This window comes from Bradyrhizobium sp. Arg237L (genome assembly GCF_029990105.1).
Taxonomy (GTDB): Bacteria; Pseudomonadota; Alphaproteobacteria; order Rhizobiales; family Xanthobacteraceae; genus Bradyrhizobium.
Genome location: NZ_JAQMIL010000018.1, coordinates 1 through 20,604, shown reverse-complemented (window position 1 = coordinate 20,604; position 20,604 = coordinate 1). Strand labels below are relative to the sequence as shown.

Below are 20,604 nucleotides of genomic sequence, written 5' to 3'. Positions count from 1 at the left end.
TTATGTCGACGCTGCTTGTAAAGAACATCGATCATCTCGCGACCTTCGACGATGCCAATCGCGAGATCAAAGGCGGCGCGCTGTTCGTCCGCGACAATGTCGTTGAGGCGGTCGGCAGCAATGCGGAGCTTGCGCATCTTGTCGCCGACGACGTGCTCGATCTTTCCGGACATCTGGTGATGCCCGGCATGGTCAACACCCACCATCACATGTACCAGAACCTGACGCGGGTGATGGTGCAGGACGATGAATTGTTCGTCTGGCTGACCACGCTCTATCCGATCTGGGCGGAGCTCGATGACGAGGCGATCTATGTCTCGGCCCGCGTCGCGATGGCGGAATTGATCGCCTCCGGCTGCACCACCAGCTCCGATCATCTCTATATCCAGCCCAATAATGTCCGGCTCGACAGCACGATCCAGGCGGCACAGGAGCTCGGCCTGCGCTTCCATGCCGCGCGCGGCGCGATGTCCCGCGGCAAGAGCCAGGGCGGACTGCCGCCGGACAATTGCGTCGAGAAGGAAGCGGACATCCTGAAAGATGCCGAACGGCTGATCCAGACCTATCATGACCCGAGCCGGCACGCGATGAGCCGCATCGTGCTCGCGCCCTGCTCGCCCTTCTCGGTAACACCAGGCCTGATGAAGGAAGCCGCCCAGCTTGCGCGCAGTCATAAGGCGGTGCACCTGCATGCGCATCTCGCGGAAGATCTCGATGAAGAGGTCTATTGCCGCGATATCTACGGCATGCGGCCGGTGGAATTCGCCGGCTCGGTCGATTGGCTCGGGCCGGATGTCTGGTTCGCCCACGCCATCTTCCTCGACAGCGGCGAGATCAAGACCTTCGCCGAGACCGGCACCGGCATGGTGCATTGCCCCTCCGCCAACATGCGGTGCGGCCAGGGCATTGCAAAAATCCGCGAGATGCGTGACGCCGGCGTCACCTGCGGGCTCGGTGTCGACGGCTCCGCTTCCAACGACACTTCCAACCTGTTCCTCGAGGCGCGGCTGGCGCAGATGCTGCAGCGGGTCGCGCCGCACCGCTATCTCTCGGAGGCGCCCGGCGGCCGCGGCGGATTTGGCGGCACCCCGAAGGCGCTGTCGGCGCGCGAGGCGCTGGACATGGCGACGCGCGGCGGCGCCAAACTGCTCGGCCGTGACGATATCGGCTATCTCGCACCCGGCATGAGCGCGGACTTCATCGCGGTCAGGCTCAACCAGCTTGGGCTCTCCGGGACCCAGCGCGATCCGCTCGCGGCGATGATCATGTGCGGCCCGTTCAAGGTGGACTATTCCTTCATCAACGGGCGCAACATCATCCGCCGCGGCGAATTCGTACATCACGACATCGAGGCGTCGCTTGCAGACCACGCGAAGATCATGCAACGAATCTACCAGCAATAGGCCAACCGCAACGAAGCGGAGCTTGCACCATGAATGGCAACATCGACCCCGGCACGCTGAACCAGTGGTACGTGCTGGATGCACTCAGCGACATCCCGACATCGCCCCGGCGCAATCGCCTGCTCGGCATTGAGCTGACCACCTTCCGCGATGCCGATGGCGCGATCATCGTCTCGGCGGAAGACCGCGACGATCCGCTGCCGGTGCGAGAGCGTTACGGCTACCTCTGGACCACGCTGGGAAAGCCTGATCGCGACGTGTTGCCGCTTCCCGAAGCCGAGGAAGCGGATCGGCGGCATGTGGTCTGCGGCGCGGTCTCGGTGCGCTCGTCGGGTCTGCGTATCGTCGAAAATTTCCTCGATATGGCGCATTTCCCCTTCGTCCACACCGATATCCTCGGCGCCGAGCCGCATACTGAGGTGCGCCACTACACCACCGAGATCCGCCGCGACGTCGACGAGGTCTGGGCCACCGACTGCGAATTCTTCCAGCCGCACGCGGCGCTATCGGCAAAAGACGGCATTGTCACGCAATATGTCTACCGGGTCGCCGCCCCCTTCGCGACGCTGCTCTACAAGACCTGCCCGAATGTCGCCGATCGCTGGGACGTGATCTGCCTGTTCGTGCAGCCGCTCGATCCCGACCATTGCCGCGCCCACCCGGTGGGGTTCCTGATCGACGACACCTCCGAACTCGCCAATCTCGTCCAATTCCAGCAGATGATCTTCCTGCAGGACCGCATCATCCTGGAGAATCAGCGCCCGCGGCTACTGCCGCTGGAACCGCGCGCGGAAATCCCGACCCGGGCGGACGCTTCCTCCGTGGTATACCGGCGCTGGCTGAAGGAAAAAGGGGTGGTTTATGGAACCACGCTTGGGGCGGCGGCGGCATTTTCGTAGGGGTCTTGGAACAACTTGTGACTAGAGCATTTTCGGTTCTGATTGGATCAGAATCGAAGCTCTAGATTCTTGTTTTGACGCGTTTTCTTCACGCGAACCAGTGTCCACTTCGCTCGAAAACGCTCTAATGCGTTGGCAGGCAGGGTGATGGCTGTCACAGGCATGCCAAACTATGGCCGTACCGGCGTTAAATACACGCGATTCCCGCCACCCCTCATGATCGCTGCGTTTTCATGCCGAGCAAATATCTCCGATTCATCACGATTGCGCTCACCTGTCTGCTGCTGCTGATTTCGCCGGCGCGATCGCAGATGCTTCTTCCGAACACGTCGCCGCCGCCTCCCCCGCCGCCGACAGCAGCGGCGCAGGCGCAAGCGACCCTGGATATCCTGCAGGACGACCAGAAGCGGGCGCAGCTCATCCAGACGCTGCAGACCATCGCGAAAGCGTCCTCCTCCGGCGCACCCGCGCAGCCGCAAGGTTCGGCGTCGCCGCCGGCCTTCACCGATAATCTCGGCGTCCAGCTTCTCGCCGAAGTCTCGGACTGGTTCGGCGACGTCTCGGACCAGCTCGCCACCGCGGCCCGCACCGTGTCCGACTTTCCGATGATCTGGGGCTGGCTGGTCAATCTCACCACCAATCCGTACATGCAGCAGATGCTGCTCGACACGGCGTGGCGGCTCGTGCTCGTCATCGCCTGCGCTTTCATGGCGGAATGGATCATCCGCCGCGTGATCCGGCGTCCGCTCGCCGCCATCGACCGCTATATTCCATTGCGCGCGCGGCATGCAGATACCGCGCGGGATGCAGGTGCGGCCACCGAAACGCAGCCGGTCCGGCGCTGGCATGCAACGCTCACCTATGCCTGGCAGCTCGCCATCCGGCTTCCCTTTGCATTAGCTCGACTGTTCCTTGACCTGCTGCCGGTGATCTGCTTCGCGGCGATCGGCAATCTCCTGCTCGCGACCGACATCGGCCGGGCACCGACGCCCCGCGTCGTCATCCTGGCGATGGTCAATGCCTATGTGATCTACGGCAGCATCCTCGCTGTCACCGCCGCGGTGATCTCGCCGGCCTCCAGCCAGCCCAGCCTACTCATCATCCGCGACGAGGCTGCCGCCTATCTCGACATCTGGTGGCGGCGCATCGTGGCCGTCACCGTGTTCGGCGTCGCCCTCTCCAACATCGCGCTGCTGCTCGGCCTGTACCGGCCGGCCTATCACGCCCTGATCCGGCTGTTGATGCTGGTGGTGCACTTGTTCGTGGTCATCATCATCCTGCAATGCCGCCGCGGCGTCGCCGACTGGATCCGGGCGCCGGAGGGCGCGCGCGGCCCGCTCGTAGTGATGCGCAACCGCTTCGCCGACGTCTGGCACATTCTCGCGATCGTCCTCGACCTCGCGCTATGGACCGTCTGGGCGCTGCGGGTGCAGAACGGCTATACGCTATTGTTCCGCTATTTCGTTGCCAGCGTCGCCGTGCTCCTGATCGCGCGGCTGGCGCAGATCGCGATGATGGCGGCGCTGGACCGCGTGTTCCGCATCAGCCCGGAATTCACGCGCCAGTTTCCGGGCCTCGAAGCACGCGCCAACCGGTATTTCCCTGCGTTGCGGAGCATCGTCTCGGGCGTGATCGCTGTCATCACCGTGATCGCGCTGCTCGAGGTCTGGGGCCTGGATGCGGCGGAATGGTTCACGAGCGATCATATCGGCGGCCGCCTGCTATCGGCGCTGATCACGGTCGCCATCGCCGGCGTGGTCGCGCTTGCGATCTGGGAAGCGGTCAATGCCGCCGTCGAGCAGCATCTGCTGCAGCTCTCGCGCGAGGGACGCTACGCCCGCGCCGCGCGGATGCGCACCTTCCTGCCGATGCTGCGCACGACGCTGCTGTCGATCATCCTCACCGTCGTCGCGCTGACGGCGCTGAGCCAGCTCGGCGTCAACATCGCGCCACTCCTGGCCGGCGCCGGCATCGTCGGCATCGCCATCGGCTTCGGCTCGCAGAAACTGGTGCAGGACGTCATCACCGGGCTGTTCCTCCTGCTCGAGAACGCGATGCAGGTCGGCGACTTCGTTACCGTGTCGGGCCTGTCTGGTGTCGTCGAGAACCTCTCGATCCGCACCATCCGGCTGCGCGCCGGCGATGGTTCCGTGCACATCATCCCGTTCAGCTCGGTGACATCAGTCACCAATACCAACCGCGGCATCGGCAATGCCGCGGTCAGCGTCAACGTGGACTACAACGAAGATCCCGATCGCGTCGGCGCCGTGCTGAAGGAGATCGGCGCCGAGCTGCGCAAGGATCCCGCATTCCAGCACATGATCCGCGGTGATCTCGATCTCTGGGGCGTCGACAAGGTCGATGCCACCATGACGACCATCGTCGGGCAGATCCAATGCACCGACTCCGGACGCTGGCCGGTGCAGCGCGAGTTCTACCGGCGGATGAAGAAGCGCTTCCACGAACTCAACATCCAGATCGCCCGGCCACCGCAGACGATGCTCGTGCTGCAGTCGCCGCTCGAGCGGAAAGACGAGCCACGCGGCGCGGAAGCCGCGGAATAACCGCGGCGATATTCCGCGCAGCAGCATGATCCGAACTGATCGGATCGGTTGGACATCGCAAGCCTCCCACCTCTCCCGCTTGCGGGAGAGGTCGCTGCGCTCTTGGCGCAGCGGGTGAGGGCTCTCTCCCCACGGAAAGTCCCATCGTGGAGACACCCTCACCCCAGCCCTCTCCCGCTTGCGGGAGAGGGAGCGCAGCGTTCATCGCGGATACGATTCGATCTCATCTCATCATGCTCCAGGAACTTTCTTCCGGCGCCCTGATCGTGACCCCACTGCGGCCACGAGCCGCACCTGCATTTTCAAAAACCGAGTATGGTGGCTGCCAGCGCGCTCGGAGGCAGTCGTCGCATCCACGAAGCTGTTGCAAGCGCGCTAAGCGGTGATACGATCCTAACAACAGTGAGGAAACGCTAGAAATTGCCGCGTTGCAACGCAAGTTGAGCGGCGAATTTCTCCTCACGAAAAATCGGCAACAGACCGATTGCAAGAGGGAGGACTGCAAGGTGAAGCCAGCGAAGACTCTTTTCGAACTTCCGGAATGCTCGATGGCTGCTACCATCAGCGGGTAGGCCCTTGTACGGATACATTGTGCGCCGGCTGCTGGCGCTGATCCCCACGCTGCTGTTTGCCAGTCTGATCGTGTTCGCCACGGTACGGATGATTCCGGGCGACGTGATCGACATGATGCTGAGCCAGAACGATCTGGCGGCCGACAAGCTGAGCCGCGAACAGCTCGTTCATGCGCTCGGCCTCGACAAGCCTATGGCCGAACAATACCTGATCTGGATCGCCGGCATCTTGAAAGGCGATTTCGGCCGGTCGCTCTGGCAGTCGACTCCCGTCCTCGAGCTCGTCCTGCAGCGCCTGCCTGTCACCTTTGAGCTCGGCGTCATCGCGCTCGCGGTGGGTCTCGTGATCGCGCTCCCGATTGGCGTCTACTCCGCCGTTCGGCAGGACACGGTGGGAGATTTCGTCGCGCGCTCGTTTTCGATCCTCCTGCTGGCCGTGCCGAGCTTCTGGATGGGCACCATGGTGATGGTGTTCCCATCGATCTGGTGGGGCTGGTCGCCCGAAGTGAACTACGTGAAGTTCGGCGACGACCCGATCCAGAACCTCAAGCAGATGATCGTGCCGGCCATGGTTCTCGGCGCGAGCCTGTCGGCTGTCACGATGCGCATGACGCGCACCATGATGCTGGAGGTGCTGCGCCAGGACTACATCCGCACCGCCCGCGCCAAGGGTCTCAACCAACGCCTCGTCATCATGCGCCACGCCTTGCGCAACGCCCTCATTCCCGTGATTACGCTCGTGGGCCTCCAGGCCCCCTTGCTGATCGGCGGCGCCATCATCATCGAGCAGATCTTCGTCATCCCCGGCATGGGGCTTCTCCTGCTCGAGGCGGTGAATCAGCGAGACTACCCGATTATCACCGGCGTGTTCCTGACGGTGGGACTCGCAGTGATGCTCATCAACCTCATGGTCGATCTCAGCTACGGGCTGCTCGATCCCCGGGTGAGGACCAGATGACGGCGATCGAACAGGCCAATCCCTCCGTCGGCCAGGAGACGAGACGCAACCCAGCACTGCAGTTTCTGGGCCGCCTGTTCCGCGAGAAGCCGTTTGGTGCCGCGGCCGGAATCATCTTTCTGCTGTTCGTCTTTGCCGGCCTGTTCGCGGATGTGCTGGCGCCCTATGGCTTCAACGAGATCAATCCCATACAGCGGCTGAAGCCGCCGTCGTGGGCGCATCTCTTCGGCACCGACAATCTCGGCCGGGACCTGTTCTCGCGCTGCCTGTATGGCGCCCGCCTTTCGGTGATCATCGGTTTCTCGGCCGCGTTTCTCGCAACCGTGATCTCGGTGCTGATCGGCGCGCTGACAGGCTATCTCGGCGGCCGCTTCGATATGATCACGCAGCGGTTCGTCGATGCCTACATGTCCTTTCCCGAACTCGTGATCCTGATCGCCGTCGTCTCCGTGGTCGGTCCGGGCATGCCGCAGATCATCGGCGTGTTGAGCCTTGCCTTCGGCATCGCCGGCTCCCGCATCATAGGCGGCGCCGTCGTCTCCGTGCGCGAGCACATGTATGTGCACGCCAGCCAGTCGATCGGTGCCTCCACCAGCCGTATCCTTTGGCGGCATATCCTGCCCAACATCATGCCGCCGATCATCGTGCTGTTCACGACCCGCGTCGGCGCCGTGATCCTCGTCGAATCCGGACTGTCGTTTCTCGGTCTTGGCGTTCCCCCGCCGGCGCCGACCTGGGGCGGACTGCTGTCGGGCAGCGGGCGAACGTACATGTTCCAGGGTCCATGGCTGGCCCTGGCGCCGGGGCTCTGCCTGACCATCGTCGTCTATGCCACCAACGTCTTTGGCGATGCCCTGCGCGACCTGCTCGACCCGCGCATGCGCGGATCGCGATAGCCGGCGGCCATACAAAACAAACAAAGAGGAGGGAGAGGAACATGGATCGGAAGACGACGTTCGGCGGTTTCGCGCGAGGTTTGGCCATCGCGGCCACGCTTGGCCTGGCGCAGTCGCCAGCCCTGGCGGATGAAAAGCCGCAAGCGGGCGGCACGCTCAACATCGGCATGGTCTATGTGACCCTGTCGCCCCTGTCGTGGGATCCCGCCGACTGGACCTGGAAATTCCAGCAGGACACCGGGCTGATGTACGAACAGCTCTTTGTCGGCGATCTTTCCAAGGCCAAGCGCAACGGCGGCAAATACAGCTTCGTGCCCGACGCCTGGCTGCCGAGCGACGCCATCAAGGGTGAACTCGCGGAAAGCTGGGAATGGAAGGAAAATCCGCTCCGCGTCGAGGTCAAGCTCCGCAAGGGCGTCATGTTTCCCGAAAAGCCGGGCGTGATGGCCTCACGCGAGCTCGTCGCCGACGACGTCGTGCAAAGCTACTACCGCCTCGACAAGAGCCCGAAGAAGGTCCCGACCTATTTCGATCATGTGCAGAAAGTCGAGGCGACCGACCCGCATACGGTCGTCTTTACCTTCAACAACTATCACGCCGAGTGGGATTACCGTTTCGGCTGGGGCTATTATTCCGGCATCGTGCCGAAGGAAGTGGTCGACGCCGGCGCCGGCAACTGGAAGAACGCCAACGGCACCGGCCCATTCATGCTGACCGACTATGTCCAGGGCAACGCCGTCACATTCTCGAAGAACCCTATCTACTGGGACAAGGAAAAGATCGGCGGCCAGGAGTACAAGCTGCCGTTCGTCGACAAGATCGTCTATCGCACCATAAAGGACGAGGCCACATACCTCACCGCGCTCCGCACTGCCAAGCTCGACCTTCTCGAATCGATCAGATGGACCGCCGTGGACGAATTGAAGAAGAGTGCGCCCCAATTGCAGTGGTCGCGTTCGCTCGGGACCGGCGGCACCTTCCTCGCCATGCGCGTCGACACCAAGCCGTTCGACGACATTCGTGTGCGACGCGCCCTGAACATGGCGGTCAACAAGAAGGAGATCGTGGCCTCCTACTATAATGGCAATGCCGAACTGTTCGCCTATCCCATGCATCCGGACTACATCGGCTATTACGAGCCGCTGGAGAGCATGCCCGACAGCGTGAAGGAGCTCTTCACCTACAATCCTGACAAGGCGAAGGCCTTGCTGAAGGAGGCCGGATACCCAAACGGCTTCTCCTTCAAGGTCCAGGTCTGCTCCTGCTCGCCGGATCACATGGATCTGCTGCCGCTGGTTGCGGCTTATCTAGAGAAAGTGGGCGTCAAGCTGGAGATCCAGCCGATGGAATATGGCGCCTTCCTCTCCGCCATGACGACGAAGACCAACGCCGCGGGCTATTTCATGCGCAACGGCCACACCAATCCCACGACGTCGATCCGCAAGAGCTTCGTCACCAAGCAGACCTGGAATCCGTCGCAATACTCCGATCCAGAGTTCGATAAAAAGATGAACGACGTCTACCTGGAGCGGGACGAGTCAAAGCGCCAGGAAATGATCAAGGCGTTGACGCGCGAGATCGTGGACAAGGTCCCCTATATCTGGCTGCCCGTCGACTACTTCTATACGGCATGGTGGCCGTGGGTGAAGAACTATGGCGGCGAACTGCGTGTCGGCTCCGAGCGACCCGGTCCTATCCATGCTCGACTCTGGATCGATCAGGGCTTGAAGAAGAAGCTTGGTTATTAGGAACGGTGAGCCTTGCAATGACGACGGCAGCCAAACCTCTCCTTAGCGTACGCAACCTCGTGACCCGGTTCGGTCGCGGGCGGGGGGCGGTGACCGCCGTCGATGACGTCTCCTTCGATGTCGGCGTGGGCGAGACGGTGGCTGTTGTCGGCGAGTCGGGCTCAGGCAAGAGCGTGACCGCGCTGTCGATCCTGCGCCTGATCCCCTCGCCGCCCGGCCGGATCGAAAGCGGCGAGATCCTGTTCGAAGGCACTGACCTCACCAAGCTCTCCGAGCGCGAGATCATGGAGATACGCGGCAACCGCATCGCCATGATCTTCCAGGAGCCGATGAGCTCGCTCAATCCGGTGCTCACGGTGGGATTGCAGGTTGCCGAACCGATCAATGTCCATCGGCGCAAGCCCTGGGATGCGGCGCTCGGCACGGCCAAGCAACTGCTCGGACGGGTGCGGATGTCGGATGCGGAATCGCGGCTCCGCGCCTATCCGCATCAGTTCTCGGGCGGCATGCGCCAGCGTGCCATGATCGCGATGGCGCTGGCCTGCGAGCCACGGCTGATCATCGCTGACGAGCCGACCACGGCGCTCGACGTGACGGTTCAGGCGCAGATCCTCGATCTCCTGAAGGATCTCGCCCAAAGTTCCCATTGCTCGCTGATCCTGATCACGCACGACCTCGGAGTGGTCGCACGATATGCGGACCGCGTCGTCGTGATGTATGCGGGGCGCGTGGTGGAACAGGCGCCGGCGCGCGAGCTTTATGCCAATCCCCGCCACCCCTATACGCGCGGCCTGATGGCGTCGGTGCCGCGGCTCGACGGCGACACCAGCAAGCGCCTGGTGCCGATCGACGGACAGCCGCCCAACCTCGCCAGGCTGCCGACAGGATGCGCGTTCGCGCCGCGCTGCAGGCAGGCCACCGAGCTTTGCCAGCGCGAGCGGCCGGCGCTGGCCGAGATAGGCCCGCAACACCAAACCGCCTGCTGGCTGGAGACACCAGCACATGTCTGAGGCCGATGTCCTCCTCCGCGTCGATGATCTGCAGGTGCACTTCCCCGTGCACAAGGGCGCGGTGTTCCGCAAGCAGGTGGCGACGGTAAAGGCCGTCGACGGCGTCTCCTTCCAGTTGAAACGCGGCGAAACGCTTGGCCTTGTCGGCGAGAGCGGTTGCGGAAAATCGACGACGGGCCTTGCAATCCTGCGGATGTTGGAGCCGTCCGGCGGGCGCATCGAGTTCGAAGGCCAGGACATTACCCATTTCGACAAGTCCAGCCTGCGTCCGCTGCGCCGGCGCATGCAGATGGTCTATCAGGATCCGTTCGGATCGCTCAATCCGCGCATGAAGGTCCGCGATATCATCGGCGAACCGCTCGAGGTTCATGGCCTCGCGAACGACAGGAAGGCCTTTGATCAACGAATCGCCCAGTTGATGCGGACTGTCGGGCTGTTGCCCGACATGGCCGACCGCTTCCCGCACGAATTCTCCGGCGGCCAACGACAGCGGATCGGCATTGCGCGCGCGCTGGCACTTGAGCCCGCGCTCATCATCTGCGATGAACCGGTCTCTGCGCTTGACGTGTCGATCCAGGCGCAGGTGGTGAACGTCTTCGTCGAGCTGCAGCAGCGGCTCGGCATGGCCTATCTCTTCATCGCCCATGACCTTGCCGTGGTCCGCCACGTCAGCGACCGCATCGCCGTGATGTACCTTGGGCGGATCGTCGAAATCGCGGCACGGGACGAGATTTATCGTAAGCCGCTCCATCCTTATACCCAGGCACTGCTGGCGGCCGTGCCGGTCGCAGATCCCGTCGTCGAGGCCACCCGCAAACGCGTTCCGGTCTCGGGCGAGGTGCCGAGCGCCATGAATCCGCCGTCCGGCTGTCGCTTTCACACGCGCTGTCCGCTTGCGATGGATCGCTGTCGACACGAGGATCCTGCGCTGCGCGACCTCGGTGCCGGTCGGGCCGTCGCCTGCCACCTCCACGACATGGCCGCACAATAATGCCGTCCGAGAGGTCGACGCGGCGCAGTGATCCGGCTCGGTACACGCAAAAATACCTGAAGCGGCGCGAGGCGATCATCGGAACATCGGCGCGCCTGTTCAACCGCGATGGCCTGAAGGGCGCGACTTTGGCCGAGATCGCAGCGGATGTCGGGCTCCTGACCCACAGCATCACCTACTACTATCGCCGCAAGGAAGACCTCGCGGCGGCATGTCTGCTCGCGGCGATAGAGACAACCAAAACCGTGGTCCTCGACGCGGCACGGGAGAGCCGGCCGGAAGACAGAATCCGCAGCTATGTATGCGGCTACGCCAATCTCTTGGCGGAGATCGCCACCGGCACGCGGGACGAGCTGGTGTTCTTCAACGATATCCGCGCACTGACCGGATCCCATGCACGTCGCGTGTTCGACGCCTACAACGATCTGTTCCGCAGCGTGCGCTCGCTGCTTCCCCGCAGCGAGTCGGCGGAAGATCGCCTGTCGCGAAATGCGAGAGCCCACCTCCTGCTGTCGCTCGTCAACATGATGCGGGCGTGGATATCACGCTATGAGCCGTCCGACTATCGGCCGGCGGCTGAAAGGATGTCTGCGATCCTGATCGATGGCCTTGCCCGGTCCCCCAAATCCTGGCGGGAAGGCGGAGCGCCCGAGCTCGGTTGGCCGCGAGCTGCGACCGCACGGGACGTCGTTCCAGAGGCCTTTCTGCGCGCGGCCACCATGATGGTGAATGAACAGGGCTATCGCGGCGCATCGCTGGAAAGGATCGCGAGCAGCCTCAACCTGACCAAGGGATCGTTCTATCATCACTACACGAGCAAGGACGAATTGATCCTCGCCTGCTTCGAACGAACCTTTGACGTGGTCCGGAGAATGCAGTCGCTCGCCATCGAGCGCAGCCCATCCGGTTGGGCTCGCCTCTGCACGAGCGCGCGGGAGCTTGTCCGCTTTCAACTGTCCGATCAGGGACCCCTGCTGCGGATCACTGCCTGGGGTGCGCTCCCGCTCGGCCGGCGAAAGGATGCCCAGGCCGGGCTCAACCGCCTCACCGAGCGTTTCGGCAGGTTTATCGTGGAAGGAATGGAACAGGGCCAGGTGCGCACGCTCGACGCCTCCATTGCCGCGCAGCTCGTGTCGACGATGGTCAATGCAGCGTCCGAGTTGCAGCGATGGGCGCCTGGTATCACCCCGGAGACCGCGGTTCGGCTCTACGCCCGTCCGCTCTTCACTGGCCTGTTGTCGACAGACAATTCCGCTAACTCGCCGGCGCCGAGAACCAGAGCTTGAACTGAAGACCCGGTGAATGATCGAGCATCTCGATCCGGGCGCCATGAAGGTTGGCCACCGCGGCGACTAGGCTCAGTCCAAGGCCGTTTCCAGGCGTGTAGCGGCTCTGCTCGAGCCGGTAAAATCGCTTGAAGACATGGTCGCGTTCGCACTGGGGAATTCCGGGCCCGTCATCCGTGATCGCAATGACGGCCCCGTCATCGACATTTTCGCAGGCGACCACGATCTTGCCACCGGCGCGGCCGTGCTTGATGGCATTGTCCACGAGGTTGGCGATGGCATCGAACAGGAGATCGCGGTCGCCGGTCACCCGCACCTCGCGGTCGCCAGTTATGGAAAGATCGGTGCCATCGCGCTCCGCCGCGGCATCATAGAGCTCGACAACCTCGCTTGCGATCTCGACCAGGTTCACGTTGCGAAACGCGCCCTTGCGCACCTGGGTCTCGATATGCGCGATCCGCGTGATCGACGAAAACATCCCCAGGACAGCATCGAGGTCCGCGATCGTGTCGCCGATCAGCGCTTGATCGTTCTCGCCGATACGCCCGCCGTGAAAGGCCTTCTCCAGCCGTCCGCGCATCCGGGTGAGCGGCGTCCGCAGATCATGCGCGACATTGTCGCTCACCTGCTTGACGTCGCCCATCAAGGCCTCGATGCGATCGAGCATCAGGTTCAGGTTCTCCGCCACGCGATCCCATTCGTCATGACTGCCGCGCAGCGGAATTCGCTTGTCGAGGCCGCTTTGCATGATGGCCCGGCTGGTCGCGTTGATCTCTTCTATTCGTCCCACCGTTCGCTGCGTGACCAGGATGCTCGCCACCACCGCAATCACAAACATCAAGAAAATGATCGCAATTACCGCCGCCCAGATCTTGGCGGCAAAGCCGTCGAGGTCGCTGATATCAGTTCCCACCAGCAGACGATCGCCGCCCGGCAGCGTTGCAGACATGGCGCGAAACCGCGATTGACTTGCTGCATCCGACGCACGAGGGGCATGAAACTCCGTCCATCCCTGCGCTGCCGTGGCCGCCGAAGGCCATTTGTCGAGATTGCCGGCGAGAACGGCCGATGCATGATCGACCAGGAGATACACGTGTTCTGCAGGACTGCTGCCAGCTATCCGATTTTGGATCAGCTCGATCAGTTCCCTGCGTCCTGATCGCTCGTAAGCGCCGAGCAAACTGGAATATTCGGCCATGATGGCCTGATCTGATCGGCTGCGCACGAAAGAGGCAGTAGACAGATAGACATAGATGAAGATGGCGGAGGCGATTACGCCAAAGGTCACGATCGCGGCCAGCGCCAGCTTGAAGGTCGTTGACCTCAGTGTATCAGCCAGGAGCACGGAGACAGTACCCCATGCCGCGGACGGTATGGATCAACGGATAGGCCTGCTGGTCGTCGACCTTGCGACGCACGCGTCCGACATAGACGTCGATGATATTGGTCGAGGGATCGAAGTGGAGATCCCACACGTGCTGCAGCAGCATCGCGCGGGAGACGACGCGGCCTTCGTTGCGGACCAGATACTCCAGAAGCTGAAATTCCCGCGGGAGCAGCGGAATGTCCTTGCCGCGGCGGTTGGCGGTGCGCGAGATCAGGTCGATGGCGAGATCGCCGACCCGCAGGATGGTGTCCTTGGCGATGGTTTCGCTGCGCCGGCCAAGCGCTTCCAGCCGCGCCAGCAATTCGACAAAGGAGAAAGGCTTGACGAGATAATCATCGCCGCCGGCGCGCAGGCCACGGACCCGATCATCGACCTCGCCGAGCGCGCTGATGATCAGGAAGGGAGCGGCGACGCCACCGTCGCGCAATTGACGCATGACCGTGAGGCCATCGATGTCGGGAAGCATGCGGTCGATCGTGATCACGGCATGGTCGCGAGACGTGCCGCGGCGCAGGGCTTCGTTGCCGCTCGCGGCCAGATCCACCTCATAGCCGCTGCTCGTGAGTTGCTCGGCGAGTTGGCCGGCGGTTTCCGGGTCGTCCTCGACGACCAGAATGCGGCGATGACCTGCCGTCATGGTCTTCTTCCGAATGACTGGCCACGAAGGCGCGGCGTTCCTGCAGACCAGGACGTCGCGCAACTGGCTTTGTCGGAGACGCTCATCGTACTCCGATGGTTGCGCGGGACGGCTCACATGAATGTGACGATTACCCAAGGCCCACCCGGCGAGGCTTCGCCGGAAGGTACCCTGGCGCGATCATCACACCGTCGTTCGGCAGTCAGTAGTAACCGTCGTACCCGCAGACGTTGACCCACTGCAGTCCATATCCCGTCCACACTCTGGTCCAGCAGTCGTCGTAGTAGCCGGCGTAGGCGGCGTAGCCGAAGGGCACGCCGATGAACGCAAAGCGATTGAAGCGGTTGCGGAAGAAGCGGTTATGGAAGCCATGCCGGAAGGCTGCGCTTCGAAAGGCTGCGCCTCGAAAGGCAGGGCTCGCGAAGCGAGGCGCGAATGCAGCATTCGCGAACCGCGCACTGGCAAACCGCCCACCCACAAAACGCGGTCCTCCGCCTATGGCGGCAAAACGCGGTCCTCCGCCCATGCCGCCGAAACGCGGACCTCCGCCTATGGCATGCATCCCGCCTCCGAAGCCACCGCCGCGGAGGCCTCCGCCAAAGCCGCCGCCGTGAAAGCCGCCGCCCATGCCACCGCCGTGAAAGCCACCGCCCATGCCGCCGCCATGGAAGCCGCCACCGCCGCCGCCCCCGAAGCCTCCGCGAGCGAAGGCCGGCGATGCCAGCGCAAGCGCGGTCGTGAGCGCACCCGCGATAAGGGAATTGACGAGCTTGCTCTTCATCCCGATTCCTCCTGGTTGAATTGCAGCGACGCATCACGTCGCGACAAGAGAAGGATCAGGAGAGCCAAATCTTCCTTCGACTTCAACTGACAAAGGTGACAGATTCTGACACGAAAGTTATCTTCCGTGCCTGATCTTGATAAAGGCGAGCGATGGCACGTCTCCCGTCCTTGACGGGAAGAGGTTTGGAGTGAGTGGCTGCGTCCGCGAGCACGATGAGAGATCAGCCCGCGGAGGCTGCCTCCGCTCAGCGCAACGGTTTGCCGTTCTTCTCGTTGGCGCGACGGAAGGCGTCGGCGAAGGCGTTGCCGGGCTGTTCTTGCTTGCGCGGGGCAGAGGACGTCATCGGCCCGCGAGCACCGTCGCGCGATGAGCCCTTCGAATCCTTCTTGCCGGTCTCGTCGTCGAGCCGCAGCGTCAGCGCGATGCGCTTGCGGGCGACTTCGACGTCCAGCACCTTCACCTTGACGATGTCGCCGGGTTTGACGACCTCGCGCGGATCCTTGATGAAGGTCCTGGACATCGCCGAGATGTGCACCAGCCCGTCCTGATGCACCCCGATGTCGACGAAGGCGCCGAAGGCAGCGACATTGGTGACGGTGCCCTCGAGGATCATGCCGACCCGGAGGTCCTTGATCTCCTCGACGCCTTCCTTGAACACCGCAGCCTTGAACGCCGGACGGGGATCGCGGCCGGGCTTTTCCAGTTCGCGCAGGATGTCGGTGACCGTCGGAAGGCCAAAGGTCTCGTCGACGAACGATTGCGGCTTCAACTGGCGCACGATCTCGCTGTTGCCGATCAGCGCCTTGATGTCGCTCTTGGTCGCTGCGAGAATTCGGCGCACCACCGGATAGGCTTCGGGATGCACGCCGGACGTATCGAGCGGGTCCTCGCCATCATTGATGCGCAGGAAGCCGGCGCATTGCTCGAACGCCTTCGGCCCCAGCCGCGGCACCTCCTTCAGCGCCTTGCGCGACTTGAACGGGCCGTTCGAGTCGCGGTGCTGCACGATGCTTTGCGCTAAGCCGGGCCCGATGCCCGACACCCGCGACAGCAGCGGGACGGAGGCGGTGTTGACGTCGACGCCGACGGCGTTGACGCAGTCTTCCACCACGGCATCGAGCGAGCGCGCCAGCTTGCTTTCGCCGAGATCGTGCTGATACTGGCCGACGCCGATCGCCTTGGGATCGATCTTCACCAGCTCGGCGAGCGGATCCTGCAGGCGGCGGGCGATCGACACCGCGCCGCGCAGGGTGACGTCCAGCCCGGGCAGTTCCTCCGACGCATAGGCAGAGGCCGAATAAACGGAAGCGCCGGCCTCCGAGACGACGATCTTCGTCATCTTCAAGTCCGGCAGCCGCTTCACCAGTTCGGTGGCGAGCTTATCGGTCTCGCGCGAGGCCGTGCCGTTGCCGATCGCGATCAGGTTGACGCGATGCTGAATGGCGAGCTTACCGAGGATCGCGAGCGCCTCGTCCCATTGCCGCTGCGGCTCGTGCGGATAGACCGCTGTCGTCGCCAGCACCTTGCCGGTCGCATCGACGACGGCGACCTTGACGCCGGTGCGATAGCCGGGATCGAGCCCCATGGTGACACGCGCACCGGCGGGCGCCGCCAGCAAGAGGTCGCGCAGGTTGGAGGCGAACACCCGCACCCCTTCGGTTTCCGCCGCCGTCCACAGCCGCATGCGCAGGTCGATGTTGAGATGCACCTGGATCTTGGTGCGCCACGCCCAGCGCACGGTTTCGATCAGCCATTTGTCGCCGGGACGGCCGAGATCGGAAATGCCGAAACGTTTCATGATCTTCAATTCATAGGCACTCGGCACGCCGGCAACCGGCGGCTCTGCCTCCGGCTGCATCTGCAGGTCGAGAATCTCCTCCTTTTCGCCGCGGAACAGCGCCAGGATGCGGTGCGACGGCAGCTTGTGCAGCGGCTCGCTGAAGTCGAAATAGTCCTTGAACTTTTCGCCCTCGGTCTTCTTGCCCTTGCGCACGGCTGAGACCATGCGCGCATTCGTCCACACCTCCTCGCGCAGCGCGCCGATCAGATCGGCGTCCTCGTCGAAGCGCTCGACCAGGATCGCGCGCGCGCCTTCCAGCGCCGCGGCGGCATCGGCCACGCCCTTCTCCGCATCGACGAAACCTGCCGCCTGCGCTTTCGGATCATGCTGCGGCTGCGTCATCAACAGCTCGGACAAAGGTTCGAGCCCGGCCTCCTTGGCGATCTCGGCCTTGGTGCGACGTTTCGGCTTGTAGGGAAGATAGATGTCCTCCAGACGCGCCTTGTTGTCGGCGGCCATGATCTGCGCTTCGAGCGCGGCATCGAGCTTGCCCTGCTCGCGAATCGAATTGAGGATCGCGGTGCGGCGCTCCTCGAGCTCGCGCAGATAGGTGAGCCGTTCTTCCAGCGTGCGCAATTGCGCGTCATCGAGCGCGCCGGTCAATTCCTTGCGATAGCGGGCAATGAACGGCACCGTGGCGCCCCCGTCGAGCAACGTGACGGCCGCCTCGACCTGCTGTTCGCGCACGCCAAGCTCTTGCGCAATCTGCTGATGAATCTTTGCCACGCAATTCCCTCTGCACCACTTCGAAGCAACCGAACCACCGGTCGCGAGGACGCCGCTTATGGACCATGCCCGCCGATTTGATCAAGTCGCAGCGACAGGCAGTTCACAAGCGCGGCCCGCGCGAACGGCGAATCGGTATCGCGGTCTGTGCGCCGTCAATCTGCCGAAGATGTGTCGAATCGTCCTCCGGCAAAGCTCTCCGACATTTTCTAGTTTGGCCTGCTTGACGAAGGGCAGGTTTCGTGATGTTCTTTTTTTGTTCTTTCGATCTTAAGTTGCGTACAAGAGGTATTTCATGGACGACGGGTATACCGGCGCCGAATCGTTTCAGTTTGTCTTCCACAATGATGATGAGACGCCACGGGAGTTCGTCAGGGAGCTCTTGCGCGCCGTGTTCGGCAAGTCGGAACGGGAGGCGATCCTGTTCGCGGCCGAGATCGACCAGCAAGGCAATGCCACCTGCGGCCCTTATCCGTCCCGGGTCGCGGCGGCGCTTTGGAAAACCGCGCAACAGCGCATCAGCGCGGCCGGGCATCGTCTTCAGATTACCAGCGAGGCAGTAAGGACCAGCGGCCCATGCGATTTGTGCGGCGCGCCGCCGCCGGTGCAGGAGGTGCAGCTCGGCGACAAGATCGCCTGCCTCTGCAGCGATTGCCTGCTCGCGGCAAGGGATGCATCCGAAAAATTGCAGGGCGAAGAATTCAGATACACATACGTCGCGATTGATTGGCATTTTGCCGGCATTCCGCGCAACCAGCTCGTGACGCGGGCGCGCGGCTTTCCGGGTCATATGCGTGCGGACGTTCAAGTCGCGCTGGACCGATTGCTCGCCTCACCGATCCACTTCTTCGGCGTCCACGAAGAATATCGCTACGAGACGCTGACTTTTGCGGGATTGATGAATGACGGGCGCAATGCGCCGGTGATCGCTCCGCCGCAGTATTATGAAGTCGACGTCGGCGAGCCGGCGGCGGTGAAATGTCTTAACAACGGATTGTGGCTGTGCCGCGCTGGCGAGCTTCGCTACGCGGTGCTGCTATCAATTTATCGCGAATCCCGCAACGAGGACGCGATCCGGATCGAGATCGCGGTGCCGACCGGCGCAACCGGCGACACCTTCGTGCAGCGCTGTTTTTCGGAACTCGAGCAAGCGGTGCAGGCAGCACGCTCCTATCGCGGCAAGATTCTTTCGCTCGACGGCGGAGCCGAATATCGCGGACGCTCAAGGGGAGTAACGGTGCACCGGTTGCCGCCGATCGATCGCGAGGCCGTTATCCTGCCCGAACCGACCCTAAGACTGCTTGAGCGCAATGTTCTGAACTTTGTCGGTAGCCGCGACGCGCTGCGCCGACTGGGTCAGTCGACGCGCAAGGGCATCCTGCTCTATGGCCCGCCGGGCACCGGCAAAACTCACACCATCCGCTATCTCGCGACCAACCTGCCGGGACATACGACGCTGATCATCACCGCCGAACAGATCGGGCTGCTCGAAGCCTACATGAATCTGGCGCGGCTGCTGCAGCCGACGATGGTCGTCATCGAAGACGTAGACCTGATTGCCAGCGACCGCGAACTGATGGGCCCGTGCGAGGAATCGCTGCTCAACAAATTGCTCAACGAGATGGACGGGTTGAAGGAGGATGCCGACATCCTGTTCGTGCTCACCACCAATCGCCCCGAAGAGCTCGAAAGCGCGCTGGCCGGCCGGCCCGGCCGCATCGACCAAGCGATCGAGGTGCCGCTGCCGGATGCGATCGGCCGCGGCAAGCTCGTGCGGCTCTATGGCAAGAACCTGCCGCTTGAGGAGAGCACCGTCGATGAAGCGGTGCGGCGCACGGATGGCGTCAGCGCCGCCTTCATCAAGGAGCTGATGCGGCGCCTCGCACAGGCCAGCATCGCGCGCGACGGCGGCAAGTCGGTGATATCAGCCGACATCGACGAGGCGCTCGACGACATGCTGTTCGCCGGCGGCCGCCTCAATGTGAAATTGCTCGGCGGCGCGCAGGAGATGGCCGCGGAGTGACGCACGCGCGCGTGAAGGGCCGCCGCACCTGGTCCGGCGATGCGATCGACGGCCCCCTTCATGCCGCGCTGTTCCGCCCTATATTAAGGGCCGATCCTGCCATGCCGAGATAAGGACCGCCGGCCTGACCGAGCAGCTCGCCCTTTTTGCCGACAATTCCTCCGCGTTTTCAGCGCCGGAGGGACTGCGCTATGCCGCCGATTTCCTTTCGCCCGACATCGAGCGGGAACTGATCGCGCGCATCGCGGCGCTTCCGCTGCAGCCGTTCCAGTTCGGCCAATATCAGGGCAAGCGGCGGGTGGCCTCGTTTGGCTTCCGCTACGACTATACGGAGCGCCGGCTACGCGAGGCCGATTTCATCCCCGACTGGCTTGGCCCCGTGATCGGGCAGGTCGAGGCCTTTGGCGGATCAGGGACCGAGATCGCCCAGGCGCTCTGCACCGAATACGAGACCGGCGTCGGCATCGGCTGGCACCGCGACAAGCCGCAATTCGACCGGATCTTCGGCCTGTCGCTGGGATCGCCGTGCAAGTTCCGCTTCCGCCGCCCGGCCGGCGACAAGTGGGAGCGCTTCACCCTGGAGGCGCAACCCCGGTCGATCTACCTGCTCTCGGGTGAGGCCAGGCAAATCTGGGAGCATAGCATCCCCGCCGTCGAAGCACCCCGCTACTCCATCACCTTGCGCACGATGCGGGACTGAGCGGCGCACCAGTGCCGTAGCCCGGGTGAGCGTCAGCGTAACCCGGAGCCGCTCTCAACGCAGTCTTAAGAAGTCCCGGGTTGCGCTGCGCTCCACCCGGGCTACGAAATGAGCAACCGGCGACATGGGTAACACTTCAAACCGACGACATGGGTAACACAATTCTCGTTTCGTTCAGGT

Annotated in this window: 15 protein-coding genes; 11 read left to right on the top strand and 4 right to left on the bottom strand. The window is 63.2% G+C overall.

What is annotated here, in order from left to right:
* Positions 1–2: 2 nt before the first annotated feature.
* From OZ411_RS13325 to OZ411_RS13285, 9 genes are all read left to right on the top strand, one after another.
* A complete protein-coding gene (locus tag OZ411_RS13325) occupies positions 3–1,403 on the top strand; it encodes an 8-oxoguanine deaminase (RefSeq protein ID WP_282528308.1) in 1,401 nt (466 codons plus the stop codon).
* A gap of 29 nt (positions 1,404–1,432) precedes the next feature.
* A complete protein-coding gene (locus OZ411_RS13320) occupies positions 1,433–2,302 on the top strand; it encodes an aromatic ring-hydroxylating dioxygenase subunit alpha (protein WP_282528307.1) in 870 nt (289 codons plus the stop codon).
* Positions 2,303–2,535: 233 nt separating this feature from the next.
* Positions 2,536–4,866 (top strand): mechanosensitive ion channel domain-containing protein, encoded by a 2,331-nt coding sequence (locus OZ411_RS13315; RefSeq protein ID WP_282528306.1) that lies wholly within the window; start codon positions 2,536–2,538, stop codon positions 4,864–4,866.
* A gap of 576 nt (positions 4,867–5,442) precedes the next feature.
* Entirely contained in the window at positions 5,443–6,396 is a 954-nt protein-coding gene (locus tag OZ411_RS13310; RefSeq protein ID WP_282528305.1) for an ABC transporter permease, read from the top strand.
* Positions 6,393–7,292: an ABC transporter permease gene (locus OZ411_RS13305; RefSeq protein ID WP_282528304.1), complete on the top strand. Its 900-nt coding sequence runs from the start codon at positions 6,393–6,395 to the stop codon at positions 7,290–7,292. The genes OZ411_RS13310 and OZ411_RS13305 overlap by 4 nt, the downstream gene beginning before the upstream one ends.
* Before the next feature lie 41 nt (positions 7,293–7,333).
* Complete coding sequence (locus OZ411_RS13300) at positions 7,334–9,040, top strand: ABC transporter substrate-binding protein (RefSeq protein ID WP_282528303.1); 1,707 nt, start codon at positions 7,334–7,336, stop codon at positions 9,038–9,040.
* A gap of 89 nt (positions 9,041–9,129) precedes the next feature.
* Positions 9,130–10,050, top strand: a complete 921-nt coding sequence (locus OZ411_RS13295) for an ABC transporter ATP-binding protein (RefSeq protein ID WP_282528302.1) — start codon at positions 9,130–9,132, stop codon at positions 10,048–10,050.
* Complete coding sequence (locus OZ411_RS13290) at positions 10,043–11,041, top strand: dipeptide ABC transporter ATP-binding protein (RefSeq protein ID WP_130578261.1); 999 nt, start codon at positions 10,043–10,045, stop codon at positions 11,039–11,041. Before OZ411_RS13295 ends, OZ411_RS13290 begins: the two co-directional genes overlap by 8 nt.
* Entirely contained in the window at positions 11,041–12,327 is a 1,287-nt protein-coding gene (locus tag OZ411_RS13285) for a TetR/AcrR family transcriptional regulator (protein ID WP_130578262.1), read from the top strand. The genes OZ411_RS13290 and OZ411_RS13285 overlap by 1 nt, the downstream gene beginning before the upstream one ends.
* On the opposite strand, the gene OZ411_RS13280 is transcribed toward OZ411_RS13285, so the two are convergent.
* From OZ411_RS13280 to OZ411_RS13265, 4 genes are all read right to left on the bottom strand, one after another.
* Positions 12,296–13,672 carry an ATP-binding protein gene (locus tag OZ411_RS13280; protein ID WP_282528301.1) on the bottom strand — a complete coding sequence of 459 codons (1,377 nt, stop codon included), beginning with the start codon at positions 13,670–13,672 and terminating at the stop codon, positions 12,296–12,298. The two genes, OZ411_RS13285 and OZ411_RS13280, sit on opposite strands and share 32 nt — an antisense overlap.
* The gene (locus tag OZ411_RS13275) at positions 13,659–14,351 is read right to left on the bottom strand and encodes a response regulator transcription factor (RefSeq protein WP_282528300.1); all 693 of its coding nucleotides are present in this window, start codon (positions 14,349–14,351) and stop codon (positions 13,659–13,661) included. Before OZ411_RS13275 ends, OZ411_RS13280 begins: the two co-directional genes overlap by 14 nt.
* A 202-nt stretch (positions 14,352–14,553) precedes the next feature.
* On the bottom strand, positions 14,554–15,132 hold the full coding sequence (locus tag OZ411_RS13270; RefSeq protein ID WP_282528299.1) for a hypothetical protein: 579 nt from the start codon (positions 15,130–15,132) through the stop codon (positions 14,554–14,556).
* Positions 15,133–15,379: 247 nt separating this feature from the next.
* Positions 15,380–17,701: a Tex family protein gene (locus tag OZ411_RS13265; RefSeq protein ID WP_282528298.1), complete on the bottom strand. Its 2,322-nt coding sequence runs from the start codon at positions 17,699–17,701 to the stop codon at positions 15,380–15,382.
* A 295-nt stretch (positions 17,702–17,996) separates the two neighbouring features.
* On the opposite strand from OZ411_RS13265, the gene OZ411_RS13260 reads away from it, so the two are divergent.
* Both OZ411_RS13260 and OZ411_RS13255 read left to right on the top strand, forming a co-directional pair.
* Positions 17,997–19,724, top strand: a complete 1,728-nt coding sequence (locus tag OZ411_RS13260) for an ATP-dependent Clp protease adaptor ClpS (RefSeq protein ID WP_282528297.1) — start codon at positions 17,997–17,999, stop codon at positions 19,722–19,724.
* Positions 19,725–19,752: 28 nt separating this feature from the next.
* Positions 19,753–20,424, top strand: coding sequence for an alpha-ketoglutarate-dependent dioxygenase AlkB (locus OZ411_RS13255; protein WP_349017008.1), 672 nt, complete (start codon positions 19,753–19,755; stop codon positions 20,422–20,424).
* The last annotated feature ends 180 nt before the right edge of the window (positions 20,425–20,604 follow it).